General features: G+C 55.3%; 17 protein-coding genes. 10 read left to right on the forward strand and 7 right to left on the reverse strand.

The features are described 5' to 3' along the window. Positions 1–26: 26 nt before the first annotated feature. From KTH_RS01455 to nudC, 4 genes are all read left to right on the forward strand, one after another. Positions 27–884: an SPL family radical SAM protein gene (locus KTH_RS01455; RefSeq protein WP_497616035.1), complete on the forward strand. Its 858-nt coding sequence runs from the start codon at positions 27–29 to the stop codon at positions 882–884. 507 nt (positions 885–1,391) lie between these two features. Then, positions 1,392–1,619: a hypothetical protein gene (locus tag KTH_RS01460; RefSeq protein ID WP_497616037.1), complete on the forward strand. Its 228-nt coding sequence runs from the start codon at positions 1,392–1,394 to the stop codon at positions 1,617–1,619. Further along, a complete protein-coding gene (locus KTH_RS01465; protein ID WP_111319947.1) occupies positions 1,616–2,020 on the forward strand; it encodes a hypothetical protein in 405 nt (134 codons plus the stop codon). Before KTH_RS01460 ends, KTH_RS01465 begins: the two co-directional genes overlap by 4 nt. Before the next feature lie 132 nt (positions 2,021–2,152). Next, positions 2,153–2,956 (forward strand): NAD(+) diphosphatase, encoded by an 804-nt coding sequence (gene nudC, locus KTH_RS01470; RefSeq protein ID WP_111319949.1) that lies wholly within the window; start codon positions 2,153–2,155, stop codon positions 2,954–2,956. A 69-nt stretch (positions 2,957–3,025) separates the two neighbouring features. Here the strand turns inward: nudC and KTH_RS01475 are convergent, their stop codons facing one another. Further along, positions 3,026–4,813: a glycoside hydrolase family 2 protein gene (locus KTH_RS01475; protein WP_111319951.1), complete on the reverse strand. Its 1,788-nt coding sequence runs from the start codon at positions 4,811–4,813 to the stop codon at positions 3,026–3,028. A gap of 93 nt (positions 4,814–4,906) precedes the next feature. Here KTH_RS01475 and KTH_RS01480 point away from each other — a divergent pair, with 93 nt between their 5' ends. Further along, positions 4,907–5,746, forward strand: a complete 840-nt coding sequence (locus KTH_RS01480; protein ID WP_497616040.1) for a helix-turn-helix transcriptional regulator — start codon at positions 4,907–4,909, stop codon at positions 5,744–5,746. 699 nt (positions 5,747–6,445) lie between these two features. On the opposite strand, the gene KTH_RS01485 is transcribed toward KTH_RS01480, so the two are convergent. Next, positions 6,446–7,162, reverse strand: coding sequence for a FadR/GntR family transcriptional regulator (locus tag KTH_RS01485; protein WP_497616042.1), 717 nt, complete (start codon positions 7,160–7,162; stop codon positions 6,446–6,448). Positions 7,163–7,483: 321 nt separating this feature from the next. Between KTH_RS01485 and KTH_RS01490 the strand changes: the two genes are divergently transcribed. Continuing rightward, entirely contained in the window at positions 7,484–8,773 is a 1,290-nt protein-coding gene (locus tag KTH_RS01490) for an MFS transporter (RefSeq protein ID WP_497616045.1), read from the forward strand. A gap of 25 nt (positions 8,774–8,798) precedes the next feature. Next, positions 8,799–9,719: a dihydrodipicolinate synthase family protein gene (locus KTH_RS01495; protein WP_111319959.1), complete on the forward strand. Its 921-nt coding sequence runs from the start codon at positions 8,799–8,801 to the stop codon at positions 9,717–9,719. Between the two features lie 44 nt (positions 9,720–9,763). On the opposite strand, the gene KTH_RS01500 is transcribed toward KTH_RS01495, so the two are convergent. From KTH_RS01500 to KTH_RS01520, 5 genes are all read right to left on the reverse strand, one after another. Next, positions 9,764–10,510, reverse strand: coding sequence for a GntR family transcriptional regulator (locus KTH_RS01500; RefSeq protein ID WP_497616050.1), 747 nt, complete (start codon positions 10,508–10,510; stop codon positions 9,764–9,766). Further along, positions 10,482–11,414, reverse strand: coding sequence for an ROK family protein (locus tag KTH_RS01505; protein WP_497616056.1), 933 nt, complete (start codon positions 11,412–11,414; stop codon positions 10,482–10,484). The genes KTH_RS01500 and KTH_RS01505 overlap by 29 nt, the downstream gene beginning before the upstream one ends. After that, entirely contained in the window at positions 11,408–12,100 is a 693-nt protein-coding gene (locus KTH_RS01510) for an N-acetylmannosamine-6-phosphate 2-epimerase (RefSeq protein ID WP_497616060.1), read from the reverse strand. The genes KTH_RS01505 and KTH_RS01510 overlap by 7 nt, the downstream gene beginning before the upstream one ends. A 67-nt stretch (positions 12,101–12,167) precedes the next feature. Next, entirely contained in the window at positions 12,168–12,830 is a 663-nt protein-coding gene (locus KTH_RS01515) for a flavin reductase family protein (protein ID WP_111319967.1), read from the reverse strand. 111 nt (positions 12,831–12,941) lie between these two features. Next, positions 12,942–13,994 (reverse strand): LacI family DNA-binding transcriptional regulator, encoded by a 1,053-nt coding sequence (locus KTH_RS01520; protein ID WP_497616063.1) that lies wholly within the window; start codon positions 13,992–13,994, stop codon positions 12,942–12,944. A 448-nt stretch (positions 13,995–14,442) separates the two neighbouring features. On the opposite strand from KTH_RS01520, the gene KTH_RS01525 reads away from it, so the two are divergent. The 3 genes from KTH_RS01525 to KTH_RS01535 all read left to right on the forward strand — a co-directional run bounded on the left by KTH_RS01525 (position 14,443) and on the right by KTH_RS01535 (position 17,423). Next, the gene (locus KTH_RS01525) at positions 14,443–15,744 is read left to right on the forward strand and encodes an MFS transporter (protein ID WP_170142405.1); all 1,302 of its coding nucleotides are present in this window, start codon (positions 14,443–14,445) and stop codon (positions 15,742–15,744) included. A 37-nt stretch (positions 15,745–15,781) separates the two neighbouring features. Continuing rightward, positions 15,782–16,594 carry an alpha/beta fold hydrolase gene (locus KTH_RS01530; RefSeq protein ID WP_497616066.1) on the forward strand — a complete coding sequence of 271 codons (813 nt, stop codon included), beginning with the start codon at positions 15,782–15,784 and terminating at the stop codon, positions 16,592–16,594. A gap of 127 nt (positions 16,595–16,721) precedes the next feature. Continuing rightward, entirely contained in the window at positions 16,722–17,423 is a 702-nt protein-coding gene (locus KTH_RS01535; protein ID WP_497616067.1) for a type II toxin-antitoxin system HicB family antitoxin, read from the forward strand. Positions 17,424–17,487: the final 64 nt, after the last annotated feature.

The following is a 17,487-nucleotide window of genomic DNA, read 5'->3' on the forward strand; positions in this document are numbered from 1 at the left end:
TTCAAGCGCATCAGAGAGGATTTGCAATGGAACTCACGCTGAAACAGGCAAAAAGCATACTGACCCCACAACGCCACGGCTTCCTTGCAGCCGGTCCGTATCCCTTCACACATGCGCTCTCGGCCTATACGGGCTGCGGCTTCGGCAAGACAACCTGTGGTATGTACTGCTATGCCCAATTTCTGCCGAATTGGCGCGTAGGACACGCTCACGCCGCCTGGGGAGAGGCAGTAGAGGTCAAAGCCAATGCTGCTGAACTGCTCCACAAAACACTTGCCCGGATGAAGCCTGCGGCGCGCGCCCGCCTGCGCATCTTTATGAGCAGCACCACCGACCCCTATCAACCTGCCGAGCATCGCTACCAGATTACCCGTTCCTGCCTGGAAACCTTTGCACGCTATCCCGATCTGGACCTGCTCGTCATCCAGACCCGCTCACCGCTGGCGCTACGAGACCTTTCGCTCCTGGCCGATATTCCCTATGCCTGGCTCTCTGTCACCATCGAAACAGACGATCAGGCATATTTGAAAGGGTTACGAGGTGGACCGCCGCTGGAAAAGCGCTGGCAACTGGTTCGGGCAGCGAGTGATGCAGATATCCCGACACAGGTGACGGTCAGCCCTTGCCTGCCCTATAGCGATATCGAGCGGTTTGCACACCGGCTGCTCACAAGCGGAGCGAGGCGCATTATCGTCGATACAACAGTTGATGGCGACGGCTCCGCAGGGGAACGCACCGCACAAACGCCCTTTGCCCATGCCGAACCCACATGGGCCGAGACCGAGCGCGCTCACCGGCTCTATCGCCTCCTCTGCGAACAAGCTGATGGACTCTCGATCGGGTGGAGCAACGCCGGTTTTTGTGGCATCGAGCCTCGCTCATGAAAACCACTCACCATGAAAGAGAGGCGCACAAGCAGCCTTCTGATGATGCTCATCCCGCTTCGGCGCCTCGTGCGGGGATACAACTCCATTACGAATAATGGTACCGTCTATGGACCCTTCCTCGCGCCTGTTCATTGAGCCTCACTCTGGGGCTTCAGAGTCCTATTTGATAGAGGCCACAATACAGCAACCAGCAAAGTATCACCCTCCAAACTTCCACTTTTTTCCCACTTTTTCGCATCTCTTCTCCCACACCGACAGGCCTGTCTATTGCTGTTTTTCCCCTTCTTTCACCCGATTTTGCATTCACACAAGGGGAGAGGCAGGTTTTTTCTTCTCCTCTATTCCAATAGTCGTGTTGCAAAGATATCATTTTTCTCTCACAAAAGACGACATTCTTGCTATATTTTGTGTAACATCTAACACGTCTAGAGCTTTCACTATGCTATAGTATATAGTAGAAACTGCCAGGAACTGGCGTCGTATAGTTGAAGAGGAGAATATGACGTGAAGAATCACCAGGGATGGTCAGGGATTACAGAAGGAATCTTAACCATACATATCGGTACCTCGATGCTCGGGGCAGTCCTGCATGCCACCAACCTGCTCATTGCCCATCTGAAAAACAAGAAGCAGCTTTCCGAGGTTGAGGACAGATTATTGAAAGATCTGGAAGCATTTACCATCACCATTGACCCATTCGTCAGTCAGAAACAGGGAGACCCAGAACAATGACCATGCGGCTTTCACTCCATAGCATCCTACTCGATACTGGACTGACCCCTCAGCAGATCGACTGTGGAAAAACCTGGACTATTACCAAGATGCTCTTAGGGCTACGTGTCAAACGAAGTGAAGCGGAAAAGATTATTGCCGCCCTGAATCGCTACACAGGGAGACAGTATCAGGTCGAAGACTTCCTTGACGATTTCCTGACCGAGCTTCCACAGGAAGTCATTGACGCAAAACTTGCCGAACTGAATGAGCTCCATCGTCAGTGGCAGGAAGCCCGGGGCACTGAACAGGGCCCACAGCTTGCCCGACGCATCATCGAACTCAAGCAATGGCTCAAAAAGCACGATGTCTTCATTCAGTTCTATGAAGCCCTCAATTGTTATGCATCCTACGAATGGTGAAACAGGTTTCTTCTACAAGCAGGAAAGCGAGACAATGCCGTGTTTCCTTTCCCGCTTGTGCCCTCGCACTTCAAGCCAGCCCGTGATACACTGTGCATACAAGCAGACAACAACTGGCAAGGAGAAAACAGCATGACTTTTCAGAGGGCATATCCACCCGCCGTCCCCGCCTCTGGACCCGCATACTGGCTACCGTTCAGACAAGGCAAACTGCTCACACAGCATGGCCTCATTCAAGCCAGTAGCGACCTCCCCGAGGGCATTCACCCGCTCTACATCGGTACCCTCGATGGCATCCCCTGCCTCGCCTGGGAGCTGGATGACAATGCCACCATTCCCGAGAGCTGGCAACCAACCGCGGTCCGCGCCCTCTTTGGCACTATCGATGAGGCCGCCTACAGCGCTGTTGGCTACGCGATGCACCTGCTCTACTGGGTGAGAACGCATCGCTATTGCCCTACCTGCGCTCAGCCGCTTGGTCCACTCTCCGAACAATGGTCGCGCCAATGCCCAGCCTGCGGCTATATCGGCTATCCACCGGTATCACCTGCAATCCTGGTGCTGATACATGATGGTGACCGTGTGCTCCTCACCCATAAGCCGGGCTGGAACGCACGCTACAGCGTCATCGCCGGCTTTGTTGAGCCCGGGGAGTCGCTGGAAGAATGCGTCAGGCGCGAGGTGATGGAAGAAGTCGGCGTGGAAATCACCGATATCGTCTACAAAAGCAGCCAACCGTGGCCCTACCCGCAGCAGCTTATGGTCGCGTATACTGCCCGCTACGTCAGCGGGGATATCAGGCTTGACGAGGCCGAACTTGATGACGCCCGCTGGTTCCGCTACGACAACCTGCCAGAGATTCCCGCACCTCTGAGCCTCTCTTATCACCTGATCGCCGATTGGGCTCGCGAGCGTAGCGAACAGCAGCAGCACTGAACAGCGAAAAAGTGGAGTGCAACGATACACTCCACTCTCAGAGCATTCAAGCAAATAGTTGTTCTTGCCCTATGCCTGTTGCTCGATTGCTGCCGTACGCTGCTGAATCGAGCGCAAACGCTCCATATCGAACTTCACCCGCCGATCGAAGGTGTAGATCCCATTCTGCTCCTGGTAAACATCGGTAAGCTGCGTGTAACAATACCCGAACATATGCGGATTATCGAGCAGCACGTTACAGAGACCCTCGAAGCGCTGGTAGAATTCCTCAATCGAGCGAGGAGCGGTGCCATAACCCCAGCTTGTGGTGTCGTCGCCCGGCTCCCGCTCGGAGTTCCACCAGATACCACCGAACTCGCTCACAAAATAAGGCTGTCCGCGATAGGGCAATGAGATCGCGCGCCCGTTATGTTCGTTCACAAAGGGCTTGCCCTCCGCCAGTCCTGCATGATTGCTGGCAAAGCGCACCGGATCCTGTTCATAGTCATGGCTATCATAGATGTCACTTGCGTCAACGCGATGGCTATAGCCGGAAGCATCCAGAATCGGACGCGTGGAGTCAAATGCTCGCGCCGCAAGGAATAGCGCCCGCGTCATGTCATCAAGCACAGTGATGGTATCGGTGAGGGGCTGCCAGGTCTCATTGAGTGCGCACCAACCAACAATGGCGGGATGCGAGTAATCACGCTCAAGCGCCTCAAGCCACTGCGAGACATAGCTGACATCCGGCTTCTGATGATCTTCCACAGGTCCATAGCCGCCACATCCCCAGTCAGGCAACTCACCCCAGACAAGATACCCCAGGCGATCCGCATGATACAGGAAACGCTCCTCAAATACCTTCTGATGCAGACGTGCCCCGTTAAAGCCAGCCTCTATACTCAGTTCGATATCGCGACGCAGTGCCTCATCACTGGGAGCCGTCATAATGCCATCGGGATAGTAGCCCTGATCAAGCACCAACCGCTGAAAGATGGTCTTGCCGTTGATCTTCACTGCCTGCCCCTCAATCGTCACGCTGCGCAGGCCCGCATAGCTGCTCGCCTGATCGATGACCGTTTCTCCCTCAAGAAGCTGAATGTCCAGATCATAGAGATAGGGAGCGCCCGGCGCCCAGAGGTGACGACGCTCGGCGGGAATCGGCAACGTAAGCTGTGGCGCGAAATCCTGATCGGCGGGACAACGCACAGTGCAGACGACTCCCTCCTGATCGCGCAGCGTTGCCTGGACGGTCATTCCAGTGCGTGGGCCGCTCAACGGTTGCACCAGATGGAAGCAGCTATTCGCGACATCGGGCGTAATCCGCGGACGACCGAGCGCGGTCGGCGGCACAGGCTCCATCCAGACAGTCTGCCAGATGCCCGTAGTACGAGTGTAGAGACAGCCATAGTTGCCATAGCGCTGCGACTGCTTGCCCCGGGCCTTCGGTGAGCGAGCATCATCACGAGCGCGCACAACTAATGTGATCTCGCTTCCGGCCAGTGTTGCAGGCAGCTCAACGCTGAACGGGGTAAAGCCTCCCCGATGGCGCCCCAGCTCCTGCCCGTTCACCCAGACGGTCGCGTCATAGTCGACGGCCTGAAAATGCAGCAGGATGCGCTGCCCGGCCCACTCGGCAGGGATACTCACCTGCCGCCGATACCAGACAGCGGGCATGAAATCAGTGTTCCCGATGCCTGAAAGCTCGGACTCCGGACAGAACGGCACCTGAATGCGCTCGCTTAATTCACGCTCCAGCAGCCCACGCTCAAGACCGCTATCTCCTGCATCAATCTCAAATTGCCACTCTCCGTTCAAACACTGCCACGAAGAGCGCACAAACTGCGGACGCGGGTACTCAGCACGGGGTTGTACCATAACGTTTCCTCCTTGATATCTGCGACATTGCCAGTTTCTTTGAAAAAAGCACAGGCTTGTATGGTATAGTATCTGGAAAAAAGGCAAAAATCCATGAGTGAGACCCAAGCAGACCTTCGTGAAACCCACATTGTTGGCGCTGATACAGATGAACAGATGGTCGGGAAACAGGCCTGTCCGGCGCTTGGCTTTTATCGGATTCAGCTTACGGGCATCTCAAAGGCGCTTCCCCCCTTCCGCTTCGTGCGCGTGCGACCCTCGATGAGTCAGATTCTTGTCTGTCTCTCCGGATGCGGCTCCGTCTTGATTGACGGCCAGTGGACTCCCTGCACACGCGGCATGGCCTATGTCACGCCTCCCGACTGCCTGCATGCCTATCATGCGGAAAGCGCCTGGGAAATCTGCTGGATCACCTATAACGAAGATCCTCCGGGACAGCCAATGGTGGCAGTCAAGCGCCCCACGCTGCTGGAAATCGACCCGTATCCGCTCGCTGCCTCTATAGAAGGACTCTATCGCGAATATATCGGAGCAGCAGAGCAGGCAGTGATGCAGCAATGGACACAGCTTATCCATATTCATGCACAGCGGATTGTCGGCCCGGTCCATATGGAGCGCCGTCTTCAGCAGCTCTGGGAGCGCGTCAACGCCGACATTGCCGCCCCGTGGACAAATGAGCGGCTGGCGGCAAAGATCGGGATCAGCAGCGAACAATTACGCCGTCTCTGTCAGCACTATCTGGGACGCAGCCCGATGAAGCATGTCACGTTATTGCGCATGAGGCGGGCAATCACCCTGCTGGCAAGCGAATACTATACCATTGAGGAGATTTCCGAGCGCGTCGGCTATGAAAACCCTTTTGCCTTCAGCACGGCCTTCAAGCGGCTGATGGGTGTCTCTCCCTCGCAGTATCGCCGCCAGCTTCATCAATAAAAAAGAGAGGCCGTCCAGGCACTGGGACGACCTCTCCCCGGGACGAAGAGCCTATCCATCTTTGAGCTGCCCCGGGCCTCTCTACACGCTTCACCCCTTCATCTCTCCACGCATTCAGTTCACCGCAACCTGAGCACAAATACCAGCAACAGCGACCGTTTCCCGCCTGACCTGCCATACAAGCTGTGCTGGCTACTCTCGCCTCTGCCGGCGCTCAAAGCGTGGTAGCTGCTGCGCCCTCCTGACACCGCAGCAACGTGTCGCTCTCTGATCCCTCAAACAGAGCAATAGTCTTCTTTTCAAAAGAAGGCATATTCTTCCTTATAGAAACTGTAATTCTCACTTTAGCGGTAGAACACATTGCTTCTAAGATCAAGTATAAGCATGTATCATCATATGTCAATAAAACAAACGTTCTTTTCACGATGTTTTCACATTCCACAGGAAAAAGGAAGTACAGAGAAGAGCAAGCAAGGATTCAGGTGACAAACATTGGAGTGAAGCCTGTGCAACTCACTTCAACTCAAAACACACAACACCACACGACAACCAGAAAGAGGACAGATCTCTATTGGCTTCACACCTGCCCTCAGTAGAGTCATAGCAGTGCAAAGCGTGTCAATTTTTTGCATGATTTGGAACCTGAAAAAAAAGATGTACCGCCCGATACAAGACGGTACATGCACTCCTTTGTGATGCTCACTTCCCCGCCTGTGTATGTGCCAGGCGCCGATGAATGCCGTCAAAATGCTCAACCATCGCCGCCGCCGCTGCTCTGCCATCTCCCGCCGCCAGCGCATCCAGAATACGGCGGTGCGCCTCGACGGTCGCTAGAGGGTGCTCAGAGAGCCCCGGCAGCTCAGAACGAACCACATGAAATATATCCCAGAATGCCTGTAGCAGCTTCACAATCAGGGTATTTCCGAGCGGACGATACAGGACCTCATGAAACGCACGATCCTCTTCCGGGAAGAGCTCACCCCGCGTTGCGCGCGCCTCCATTCCCGCGACAAGTACCCGCAGATCAGCCAGGTGAGCAGGGGTTGTCACCTCGGGCAAGCGGGCAACAAGCTCACATTCCAGAATCTGGCGCACTTCCAGCAGTTCACGCAATGTCTGAAGATCCTGCGGAGCCTCAAACAGTACCCGGAACGATAGCCCTGTAACCAGCGCCTGAAGCGAGAGGTTGCCAACAAACGTCCCCTGCCCGTGCCGTGTCTCAACAATGCCAACCGTCTGCAATACTTTGATCGCCTCGCGCACGGCATTGCGGCTGACCTGAAGTTCGGCTGCAAGCTCCGTCTCTCCGGGCAAGGGCGAACCCGGCGTCAAATGATGTTCAATAATATACCGTTTGATATACTCCTGTATATTCTGTTGCAATGCTTCATTTCGTGGTGAAGATCTGGCAACCATCGCCACTTGACTCCTTCTCAAGTTGTGTTGTACACTGCCTTTATCAACTTGTAGGACAACTATATTGAGAGTTAGAATGTCTCTCAAAAAGATGTGACATCCTACAAGCTGGCTTTTCACCATTATACCATAAAGGAGGGATCGTTAACGCATCATCTGATACGGGCAGGATACAGCATGGTATCACTGTCTATACAGGAAGCGAAAAAGACGTACATATTTCCTTCAACGGTTGAAGCAATTGCAACGAACGCACGCATCACAAACTGATGATCTGACGAGCGCCTGTATTTACTGTATAAGTGAAAGGGAGTAGAACCTATGGCAATGGCTGCCAGACCCTGGTATAAAGATCTTACCGGCCAGCACTGGCGCGCCTTCTGGGCCGCCTGGATTGGCTATGCACTGGATGGTTTCGACTTTGTCCTTATCACCTATGTTTTGACGAATATTGCAGACGAATTCCACCTCGACCTCGTGACTGCCAGTACCCTGATCAGTGCCTCCTTCATCACCCGCTGGCTTGGGGGCGCAGTTGTCGGCAGTATCGCCGATCGTATCGGGCGTAAAAACGCCATGATTGCCGGTATCTGGCTCTACGCGCTTGGGACCTTCCTCTGTGGCTTCGCCTGGAACTACTGGTCACTGTTTGCCTTTCGCCTGATCGTGGGCCTGGGTATGGCTGGTGAGTATAGCGCCAGTTCGCTCTATGTGCTTGAGAGTTGGCCCAAACACGTACGCAATAAGGCGAGTGGCTTCCTGATTTCTGGCTATAATGTCGGAAGTCTGGTCGTCGCTTTTATTTACCCCTTTATTACCGCTCATTTCGGGTGGAGAGTGCTCTTCTATATTGGCATCGTGCCCGTTATTCTGACACTCTACATGCGCAAGAACCTGCCCGAGCATACCGAATGGCAACAGACATCTACCGAAAAAGCGGGCGGCATCTCGTTCTTTAAGCTCTTCTCACTGCGCATCCTGCCAGTGTTTATCGCGATCACGCTCTTTATCTTTGCCGCGTTTCTCTATAGCTGGCCCGTACAATCGCTGTTGCCGACCTACCTGAAATCGATTGGCTACGATGCAACTGGCGTCTCACAGGTGATGTTCGCGGCAAACTTCGGGACACTGCTTGGCTGCATCTTTGCGGGCTTCCTGGGCGATCGCGTCGGAACCAGGCGAGCGTATATCTATTCGCTGCTGATCTCATTGGTGCTGATTCTCCCCTTCTTCATCATTGGCAAAGCGAACATCTGGCTGCTTGGTCTGTTGATCTTCGTGCTGCTCTTTGTCAGCCAGGGGATTGCGGGACTGCATCCGAAGTTTATGTCAATGTACTTCGCGCCTGAGGTGCGAGGCTCCGGCGTTGGCGTGGCCTACAATCTCGGCTCACTTGGTGGTGCAATTGCGCCGATCTGGGGAGCCTTTTTCGCGAACCTGATGGGTCTGGGGACTGCCTTAGCCGTGCTTATGTTTTTCTGGACTTTTGTCGTTGTTGCGCTCGTTGTCTTTGATGTTCCGGGGCGCCTGTTACAACGCACAGCCGGGATCAGATCCTATGAGGTCCAGAATACCACACCTGAAGGAACAGTAGAGCCATCACAGGTATAATACGTAGAAATAAGGAGAGAAGAAGATGCAAGCAGCTCGCTTGAGTGGCATTGTGCCACCACTCAGCACACCGATGACCGAAACCTTCGAGATTGATATTCCCTCTCTGGAAAAGCTGATTACCTTTCAACTGGACGCAGGTGTGCATGGCCTGTTCGCGCTCGGCTCCACAAGCGAGGTCGCATTTCTGACCGATGCGCAACGAGCGACCGTGCTGGATGTCGTGGTGCGTTGTGTGGCCGGTCAGGTTCCCGTCCTGGCTGGAACTATCGATATGACGACCACTCGCGTGATTGAACATGCTCGCGCCGCTGAAAAAGCAAGGGCAGATGCGTTGGTTGTCACTGCGCCATTCTATACACGCATCGGTCAGGCCGAAATCAAAGCGCATTTCCGACAGGTGCATGAAGCAGTCGACCTACCGATCTTTGCCTACGATATCCCGGTTGCGGTCCACAGCAAGCTTGAGCGCTCGACCGTGCTCGAACTGGCTGAGCAGCAGATTATTAGCGGCCTTAAGGATAGTAGCGGAGATGAAGCGAACTTCCGGGGACTGGTCATGGCACAGGCAGCCCATCCTGATTTCAGCGTCTTCACCGGCTCGGAGTTGCTTGCCGACGTGGCCCTGTTCATGGGTGCGAGTGGTGTGGTGCCGGGTCTGGGCAACGTCGATCCCGTCGGCTATGTGCGACTCTATGAAGCAGCGCATCGGGGCGATTGGGTAGCCGCTCGCCAGGAGCAGGAGCGCCTGTACCGCCTCTTCGATATCGTGAATGTGGGGCTTCGCCGTATGGCAATCGGATCGTCCGCGATGGGGGCATTCAAAACCGCGCTTCAGCTTCGTGGCATCATCGCGACAAACGTTGTGGGTCGGCCTCAGCTCCGGCTCAACGATGATGAGGTTGCACAGGTGCGCCGCGCGCTTGTTGCAGCCAACCTCCTCTAAACAGGAAAGCGAGGAGCCTGCCCTACAAGGCTCCTCTTCCGCTTCTATTGACCCAGACGGCGCACATTCAAACCGAGGCTGTACTTATCCCCGCAGTAGAGCGACTCGACATACTCAAATGGCCCTCGGTCCTTCGCGCTGGTCAGCCGTCGAATCCACAACAGGGCGCTCCCAGGAGCAACCCGAAGCAGGCGCGCCACCTCCTCGCTTGCGTTGACCGCCTCAACCACTTCCTCCGCGTAATCCGCTGAGAGGTTATATTCTCGCTCCAGCACCTCGTACAGCGAGACCCGATCAAGATCGGTTCGCCTGACCAGCCCGGGACAGAGCGCGGCGGGAAGGAAGACTGTCTCAAGCGCCATTGGCACATCATTCGCGAGTCGCAAACGCCGCAGACAGACGGCCCCTTCATGGGCTGCGACCTTGAGCATCTGCGCCTGCTCCTCTTCCAGAAAAACAAGCTCCTGACGTAAAACGATCGAGCCGGGAGTCAGGCCGCGCTGTCGCATATCCTCGCTGAAGCTGGCGAGCCCGCGCACGTTCTTGCGAATCAACCGCTCGGCCACAAAGGTGCCTGAGCCGCGCCGCCGCACCAGCAAGCCCGCCTCTTCCAGATCAGCCAGAGCGCGACGCACTGTCAGGCGACTATAGCCATAGCGCTCACTCAGCGCCCGCTCGGAAGCCAGACGCGTTCCCGCCGCCAGACGTCCCGACGTAATCTCCGCGGCCAGATGGTCGCGCAACCGGGTATAGAGCGGCCCATCAGTCGGCTGCCTGACCTCGTCTTCCATCCTCTGTTCTCTCCTTTGCAAGCAAGGAAGCACCGATAAGCACCGCATCATGAACCAGCTCCATACGCCGCACCGTACAGGAACGCCGCATCACTGGAAGCGCCTGCATCTGTAACCCGTATTCCAGCACGGGAAGATAGAGCTCCTCGACCTGCAACACGCCACCGCCAAGCACAATCGCCTCCGGGCTCAACGTATTGATCAGACCACCAAGCGTCAGGCCCAGAGCCCGTCCAGCCTGAGTCAGCACCTCACGAGCCAGCGTTTCCCCATCTCTGGCACGCTTCGCGATGGTCGCGACGTCAATCGACCGCCCGCTTTCTTCGGCGTAGATCTCCATAATCGCCCGCCCGGATGCATAGCCCTCGATGCACCCTCTGCGCCCACAGGGACAGAGCCGCCCCTGCTCAGGGCGAAAAAGCAGATGGCCGAGCTCACCCGCCACCCCGGACGCTCCTCGATATACCTTCCCATCGAGCACAAGGGCCCCGCCGATGCCGGTTCCCACCATAACCAGCAACATCTGACGAACGCCACGCCCCGCACCAAGCTGTGCCTCAGCCAGCGCCGCTGCCTTGACGTCGTTCTCCACGGCTACAGGAAGCTGTAGGAGCTCCTCCAGACGCTCCCGCAAGGGCAGGCCACGAAAACCCGGGAGATTCTCGTTTGCGTCAACGACAATGCCGCTCTCGTGATCGACCTGTCCGGCACTGCCCACGCCTACCGCGCTGACCGGGCCATGTAAGCGTAACAGGCCCTGCACCAGCTCAGCAGCAGTCGTCACAATCGCCTCGGCCCCGCGAGTGACCGGCGTCGAGGCCTGAATGCGCTCAAGCACCCTGCCGTCAGCATCGACAACACCGGCGGCAATCTTCGTGCCACCAATATCAACCCCGATCAGCATGTCTCAGCCTCCGTTAATGCATCAACAAAGCCACGTGTGACAAGGTGCGGGCGCGTAATCGCGGAACCGACCACCACAGCATAGGCCCCACATGCAAGTGCTTTACGAGCCGCGGCGGGCGTGTTGATCTTGCCCTCAGCCACAACCGGAACCTGAATGCGCCGCGTCAATTCGCGCACTAGCTGCTCATCGGGCCCCTCATCAAGCGTCGTGTAGGGCGTGTACCCGGCCAGCGTTGTCGCGACCAGATCAGCGCCTGCTTCCACTGCGGCAACCCCTTCTTCCACCGTTGAGATATCCGCCATCACCAGGCAACCAAGCTCGGCATGAATTTGCGCGATCAGTTCAGCAGCGGTCGGGTACTTTCCTTGACAGACCTGCTCACGAATCTGCGTGGCGTCGAGCGCGATAATATCAGCACCCGCCTCAACGAGCTCCCGGGCTTGCGAAAAGTCCGGCGTAATCACCGTGCGCCCGGCAACCGTGGTTTTCTGAATCCCGATAATGGGCACATCGGTAATAGCACGAATGGCGGCAACATCGGCTTTTCCGTTGGTGCGAATGCCCTTTGCTCCACCATTCAGGACCGCAGCCGCCATAGCAGCCATATGACCAAATAGCGGTTCTCCCTCAAACGCCTGACACGAAACGATCAGCGCTCCCCGTAACGACGTTATATCCTTCAACGTGTGCCTCCTTCAAGTGGTACGTACCAATTTTGAAGTATACCGTACCACTTGCGGAACAGCTTTGTCAACGGGATGAAGCAGGCTCGTTATCCTTCTCGGACTTCTCATACAGACGGGTCAGCCAGGTATCGGCCAGCTTTGAGGGATGCAGCTTCTCGCTCAGACCGAAGAACTCGCAGAAGCTCATAATCAGGGGATTCCACTTTTCGGGATCGATATGCTGCTTCTCGCCCGGCTTGAGCAGGCGTTCATCGATATGAACCCGCACAATACGCGTCTCGATCGCGACAAGGTGCGAGTCGTCGCCATCAACCGCATGCATCTGCTTCACGACCGCCTCAAGCTGAACCGGACACTCGGCTACCCGGGGAGCAGCAACCAGTTCCGAAGGCTCGGGAGTGAGGCCCGCCACCCGAAACTTCTCCGGCTCGTAGGTATAGCCCAACTTCGCTTTACTCTCGGGAACGGGATTCTTTCCGGTCAGCATCGCCAGCCGATTGACTGCGGAAACAAGGTCCGCCGAGGGCAGATTCAGCACGCATTCGCGCTCACGGCGAAGGTTCTCAACGGTCCTGGAGCGCGTGCCCAGACCAAGCATACAGGATTGATTCAGCCACCATGCTGAAGACATCGGCGCCAGGTTCGAGGTTCCGTCCTCATTGACTGTGCTGATCAGCACAACGGGGGTACCAAAGTAAAGAATTGTGGGTTGAATTGTTCTATGCATCGATAGGCACTCCTGTCATTGTGTACTACGCCATTCAGTGTAGACGCAAATAGAGAGAACTGCCTATCCAATTCTTGCGTTCACAGTGCCAAAAAATGAAAGGCCCCTCAATTATGTTGAGGAGCGTCGAATGAGTTCCACCGTTAGCGGTTGCGTCAATGTCTCGGGAATCGGTTCTCCCTGAATCAGCTTCGCGGCGATTTCGGTGGCATGCTCACCAATCGCGGCATTGTTAAAGCGAATGGTGGTCAGAGCAGGACGCACAAAGCGGCTGAAAAAGACATCATCCGTGCCGACAAGCGCAACATCCTGCGGTATCCGAAAGCCGCGATCAAGCAGCGCCGCAAGTAACGGAAGCGCATATTCATCATTAAAAGTATAGATCCCCGTCGGGCGGTCCTCCTGCTGAAAGCGCTTATCAATCAAGTCATGCGCCTCCTGCATCTCCATATGGAGCGAAAACACCTCAAGCGAGATTCCCTCTTTCCCAGATTCAGCAATGGCCCGCTTCATGCCCTCTAAACGGTGCTCAAAAGCCGGTATGTGGCGCTCCTGAAATGGCTTGACGATCGCCAGACGACGATGTCCGAGCTCCAGCAAGTGACGTCCCGCAAGATAACCCATCTCACGAGTTGGCAGGCTGACCGTTGGCAACCTGAATGTATCTTTCCCAATCTCTTCGGCCGTCAGCAACACGATATGCTGGATGCCCATGCGACGCGCCTGCTCAATCCCATCCTCGGTAATACAGCCCGGCATGACAAAAAGCGCTGCCGGTCGCCGCGCACAGATCTGTAGTAGCAGCTCCTTCCGCCGCTCTTCAGAGAGCCCGCCCATATAGTAGTGCACCGGAACATAGCCCATACGCTGAATATTCTGCTGCATATAGAACTGAATCTCAGCGTCATTTACCGACGTTTGCAGGTCATGCATAATGCAAATCTCATTGCTATAGCCCTTCCGCAGCGCCTGCGCCGAGCTATGCAACTGATAGCCAAGCTCCTGAGCGACACGCAACACCTTTGCCCGTGTCTCCTCACTGACATGGTTGTTCTGGACATTATTCAAGACATATGAAACGGTGGCCCGCGAAACTCCCGCTTTTCGAGCCACATCGGCACTGGTAAGCGGCTTTTTCACGGGAGTCTGTTGTTTTTTCTCCATGACACCCTTTCCAAACAGACCATTATGCCCTGATAACTGAAATACACCCCTGTTTTCAACAGGGATTATGACATAACTATTGAGCTCCGTCAATCAAAGAACGGCGATTTTTCTCCTCTATTCAGATGTCGCTCTTCGCACCAGCAATATCCCTGCCTGGCCCTTCCATGCCCTCTATGCTACACAAAATATATCAGATATTGCGACGTGGTACCCCATCCCACATCCTGCTGACACCCGAAAAGCAGAATCCCACCCTCTCCAAAATTGAGACATGATTCCTCTTGACACAGCAATAACTATGGTTGTATACTTCCGACAACCTACGTTACACGTGTAACGCAGATGTTACAAAAAAGGACAGCGTGTTGTCCGGTCTGTTATGAAACCATTCATTGTTGATGGTATCCGTATTTTTCCGGTTTATGACAAAGGGAGTCATTCTACTATGGAAAACGTCGCATTTCCCACGAAGGCCGCATCCATCCACCCGAACGGCCAGCCCGAAGCCCTTGCGATCCCAACCAAACGTGTCAGCATTGGATTTCTGATCGCGCTCACACTGGCGCAAATGTCGCTCTTTCTCTGCTATGGTGGTATCGGCAGTATTCTATTGCCCATGCAAATTGGCGAACTCGACCCGGTGAACAAAGTCAGCAGTCTGGGTCTTGTTACAGGCGTTGCAGTGTTGCTCGCCTTGATAGGAAATCCGCTGGCAGGAGCCCTGAGCGACCGCACTTCCTCTCGTTTTGGTCGCCGCCGCCCCTGGATCTTCTTTGGCGCAATCGTCAGTGCACTCGCCCTGGCCCTCATGATGATGGCGAAAAACGTCGCCATGATCTTCATTGGCTGGTCTGCCTTCCAGCTCTGTTCAAACTTCATTCTGGCAGCCTTGAGCGCTATCATTCCCGATCAGGTTCCCGAAGAGCAGCGCGGCACCGCATCCGGCATTATTGGCCTCTCCGCCTCTATTGGCATGGTGCTTGGTTCCGTGATGGTCGGAATGATTATCCGCAATGCCCAAACCAGTTATCTGGTCATGCTCATTACCTTACTTATCGTACTGATCCCCTTCGCCCTCTTGATGAAGGATAAGCACCTGCCGAAAGAGTATGTGCAGTCGTTCAGCCTGATTGGCTTCCTCAAAAACTTCTGGATCAACCCGCGCAAGCACCCCGATTTCGCCTGGGCCTGGTTGACCCGCTTCATTCCCTTCTTTGGCTACTTCCTGACTGCCAACTACATGTTCTACTTCTTGCAGGACGCCGTCCACTATGACAAGCTCTTCCCCGGGCAGGGAGTGGAGCAGGGCGCCTCACAGCTCCAAATCGTCATGATGGTTACCTCGCTGGTCTTCACCGTGCTTGGTGGCATCCTCTCGGACCGCTTCCGCAGCCGCAAGCTCTTCATCGTCATTGGTTGTGCTATTATGGCGGTTCCTCTGGTGGTCCTGGGCACTATCCCTTCGTGGACCGTTATTATGATTATGATGGGGTTGGTAGGAGTTGGCTTCGGTATGTACACCTCGGTTGATGGAGCCCTTGTGACGCAGGTTCTGCCAAGTGCAGAAAACCGGGGTAAAGATATGGGTATCATCAATATTGCAAACACGTTGCCCCAATCTCTGGCACCGGCTTTTGCATCGATCATTATCAATGCAACCCATAGCTACTTCATGCTCTTCCTGGTTGGTGCGGTAATCGCGCTGCTTGGCACGCTAACCGTACGACCGATTAAGAGCGTTCGCTAAGCCTGCTCGCAAACAACTGGAAAGAAGGTATTTCATTATGACTGCATGGTCTAAAGGAACCGTTCAAGTCAACGATCTCACTATTCACTATCATCGAACCGGTGGGGAGCACAAACCAAAAATGCTGCTTCTGCACGGCGTGATGGACAACGGTCTCTGCTGGACACCTGTTGCACGCGACCTGCAAGATCAGTTTGATATCATTATGCCCGACGCCCGGGGGCACGGCGAGACGCAGGGCTCCATTGAGAACGCCTCCTTCACAACGCTGGCGAATGATGTAGCCGGGCTCGTTCAGGCACTTAATCTGGAAAAGCCCTATCTCTTCGGCCACTCGATGGGCGCAATGACCGCCCTGGCCGTCGCGGCGCTCTATCCCGAGCTACCACATGCGATCCTGCTGGAAGATCCTCCTTTCTGGACAGAGCAGGCAGCCCGGAGCGCGGATGTCGATAATGAAACTGCGAACTTTATGAAAACGTTCGTGTCTCTGCGCGAACTCCCCTGGGATGTGCTGCTCGCCAAAGCGCGTGAATTCAACCCCAAATGGGACGAAGTCGAGCTTGAGCCCTGGGCCCAATCCAAGCGCCAGTTTGCCCCGGATATTATGGAGAAACTGACCTTTGATCTTGATTGGCAAGAGCTCCTTCCACGTGTGGCCTGCCCGATTTTGCTGCTCACCGGTGACGTAGAAGAGCACGCGATTACGACTCCCGAGGGCGCACAAAAGGCATCCCAACTCTGGAAGAATGGCACTCTGGCGCATATTCCCGGAGCCGGACACTGCATCCATCGCGATTGCTATGCTGCGTCGATGACTGCGGTCCGCGCCTTCCTCAAAGACCACTAGCGCATAGCCTCCTTCATCTGGCCCCACTCTATGGTAGTGGGGCTCCTTCTTTCCTCTCGGCCAAAACAGGAAACGGGCTATCCTCATTTTCTGCTACACTGGACGGAAAACCTGCGGAGAAAATACCATGCAGTATCACGCACTCCTTGACCGCTGGCACTCTCAGAGCCTGCTCTACTTCCCTGATTTGCCGGGTTGTCAGGTCACAGCCGGCACTCCAGAGGAGGCGCTTGCCCTGGCGCCAGAGGTTGTCAGCCAGCATCTTTCCTGGCTTCACACCCAGCATCTCCTTGCCGAACCACCCACGGCACCGATTGACATCGCATTGCTTGAAGATAGCGTTCCGAGCGCCAATGGGGCGGGGGCACTCTTTCAGACTGATCTCCAGACCCCACCGCATGACTATATGCAGAACGCTCTTCAGATTGCCGACCTGACGCGGGCAGATTTAATTACCCTCTCCCGGTCATTGCCACCTGAGAGCGTCTTTCCTTTCGCGCTTGGCGACACAGCCACATGTACCGTGGAGGGGCTCCTTCAACATATCGCTGAACTGGATCTCTGGTATATTGCCAGCCTGTTCGCCCAAAAGCCCACCCTCCGCCTTCCTGACGATCCTGTTGAAGCGCTGGAGGCAAGCGCCAGAGCAGTCGCGGATGGCCTGCGCAGCCTTTCTACTGAGCGTCTGCAACAGGTTGTTATCTTCGAGGGAGAGGCCTGGACCCCGATGAAACTTCTTCGCCGTCGAACCGGGCATCTCCGTGAGCACATCCCCCACTTGCAGCGGCTCTCTCCCCTTGACGCACTCAAAAGGCGCGGCATAGAATGAAACAGGAACAGTTTTGCAACTTTTCACGTGAAAGGCGCATTGACATGCATGCCTCTGGCTAGAA

It is taken from the genome of Thermosporothrix sp. COM3, from assembly GCF_059696735.1.

What these genes read in the sequence shown, in the direction of transcription:
- KTH_RS01475 (WP_111319951.1), bottom strand. Translation starts at nt 4,813, where the DNA reads ATGGTACAACCCCGTGCTGAGTACCCGCGTCCGCAGTTTGTGCGCTCT.
- nudC (WP_111319949.1), top strand. Translation starts at nt 2,153, where the DNA reads ATGACTTTTCAGAGGGCATATCCACCCGCCGTCCCCGCCTCTGGACCC.
- KTH_RS01520 (WP_497616063.1), bottom strand. Translation starts at nt 13,994, where the DNA reads ATGGAGAAAAAACAACAGACTCCCGTGAAAAAGCCGCTTACCAGTGCC.
- KTH_RS01535 (WP_497616067.1), top strand. Translation starts at nt 16,722, where the DNA reads ATGCAGTATCACGCACTCCTTGACCGCTGGCACTCTCAGAGCCTGCTC.
- KTH_RS01515 (WP_111319967.1), bottom strand. Translation starts at nt 12,830, where the DNA reads ATGCATAGAACAATTCAACCCACAATTCTTTACTTTGGTACCCCCGTT.
- KTH_RS01485 (WP_497616042.1), bottom strand. Translation starts at nt 7,162, where the DNA reads ATGGTTGCCAGATCTTCACCACGAAATGAAGCATTGCAACAGAATATA.
- KTH_RS01455 (WP_497616035.1), top strand. Translation starts at nt 27, where the DNA reads ATGGAACTCACGCTGAAACAGGCAAAAAGCATACTGACCCCACAACGC.
- KTH_RS01490 (WP_497616045.1), top strand. Translation starts at nt 7,484, where the DNA reads ATGGCAATGGCTGCCAGACCCTGGTATAAAGATCTTACCGGCCAGCAC.
- KTH_RS01505 (WP_497616056.1), bottom strand. Translation starts at nt 11,414, where the DNA reads ATGCTGATCGGGGTTGATATTGGTGGCACGAAGATTGCCGCCGGTGTT.
- KTH_RS01480 (WP_497616040.1), top strand. Translation starts at nt 4,907, where the DNA reads ATGAGTGAGACCCAAGCAGACCTTCGTGAAACCCACATTGTTGGCGCT.
- KTH_RS01530 (WP_497616066.1), top strand. Translation starts at nt 15,782, where the DNA reads ATGACTGCATGGTCTAAAGGAACCGTTCAAGTCAACGATCTCACTATT.
- KTH_RS01495 (WP_111319959.1), top strand. Translation starts at nt 8,799, where the DNA reads ATGCAAGCAGCTCGCTTGAGTGGCATTGTGCCACCACTCAGCACACCG.
- KTH_RS01525 (WP_170142405.1), top strand. Translation starts at nt 14,443, where the DNA reads ATGGAAAACGTCGCATTTCCCACGAAGGCCGCATCCATCCACCCGAAC.
- KTH_RS01465 (WP_111319947.1), top strand. Translation starts at nt 1,616, where the DNA reads ATGACCATGCGGCTTTCACTCCATAGCATCCTACTCGATACTGGACTG.
- KTH_RS01500 (WP_497616050.1), bottom strand. Translation starts at nt 10,510, where the DNA reads ATGGAAGACGAGGTCAGGCAGCCGACTGATGGGCCGCTCTATACCCGG.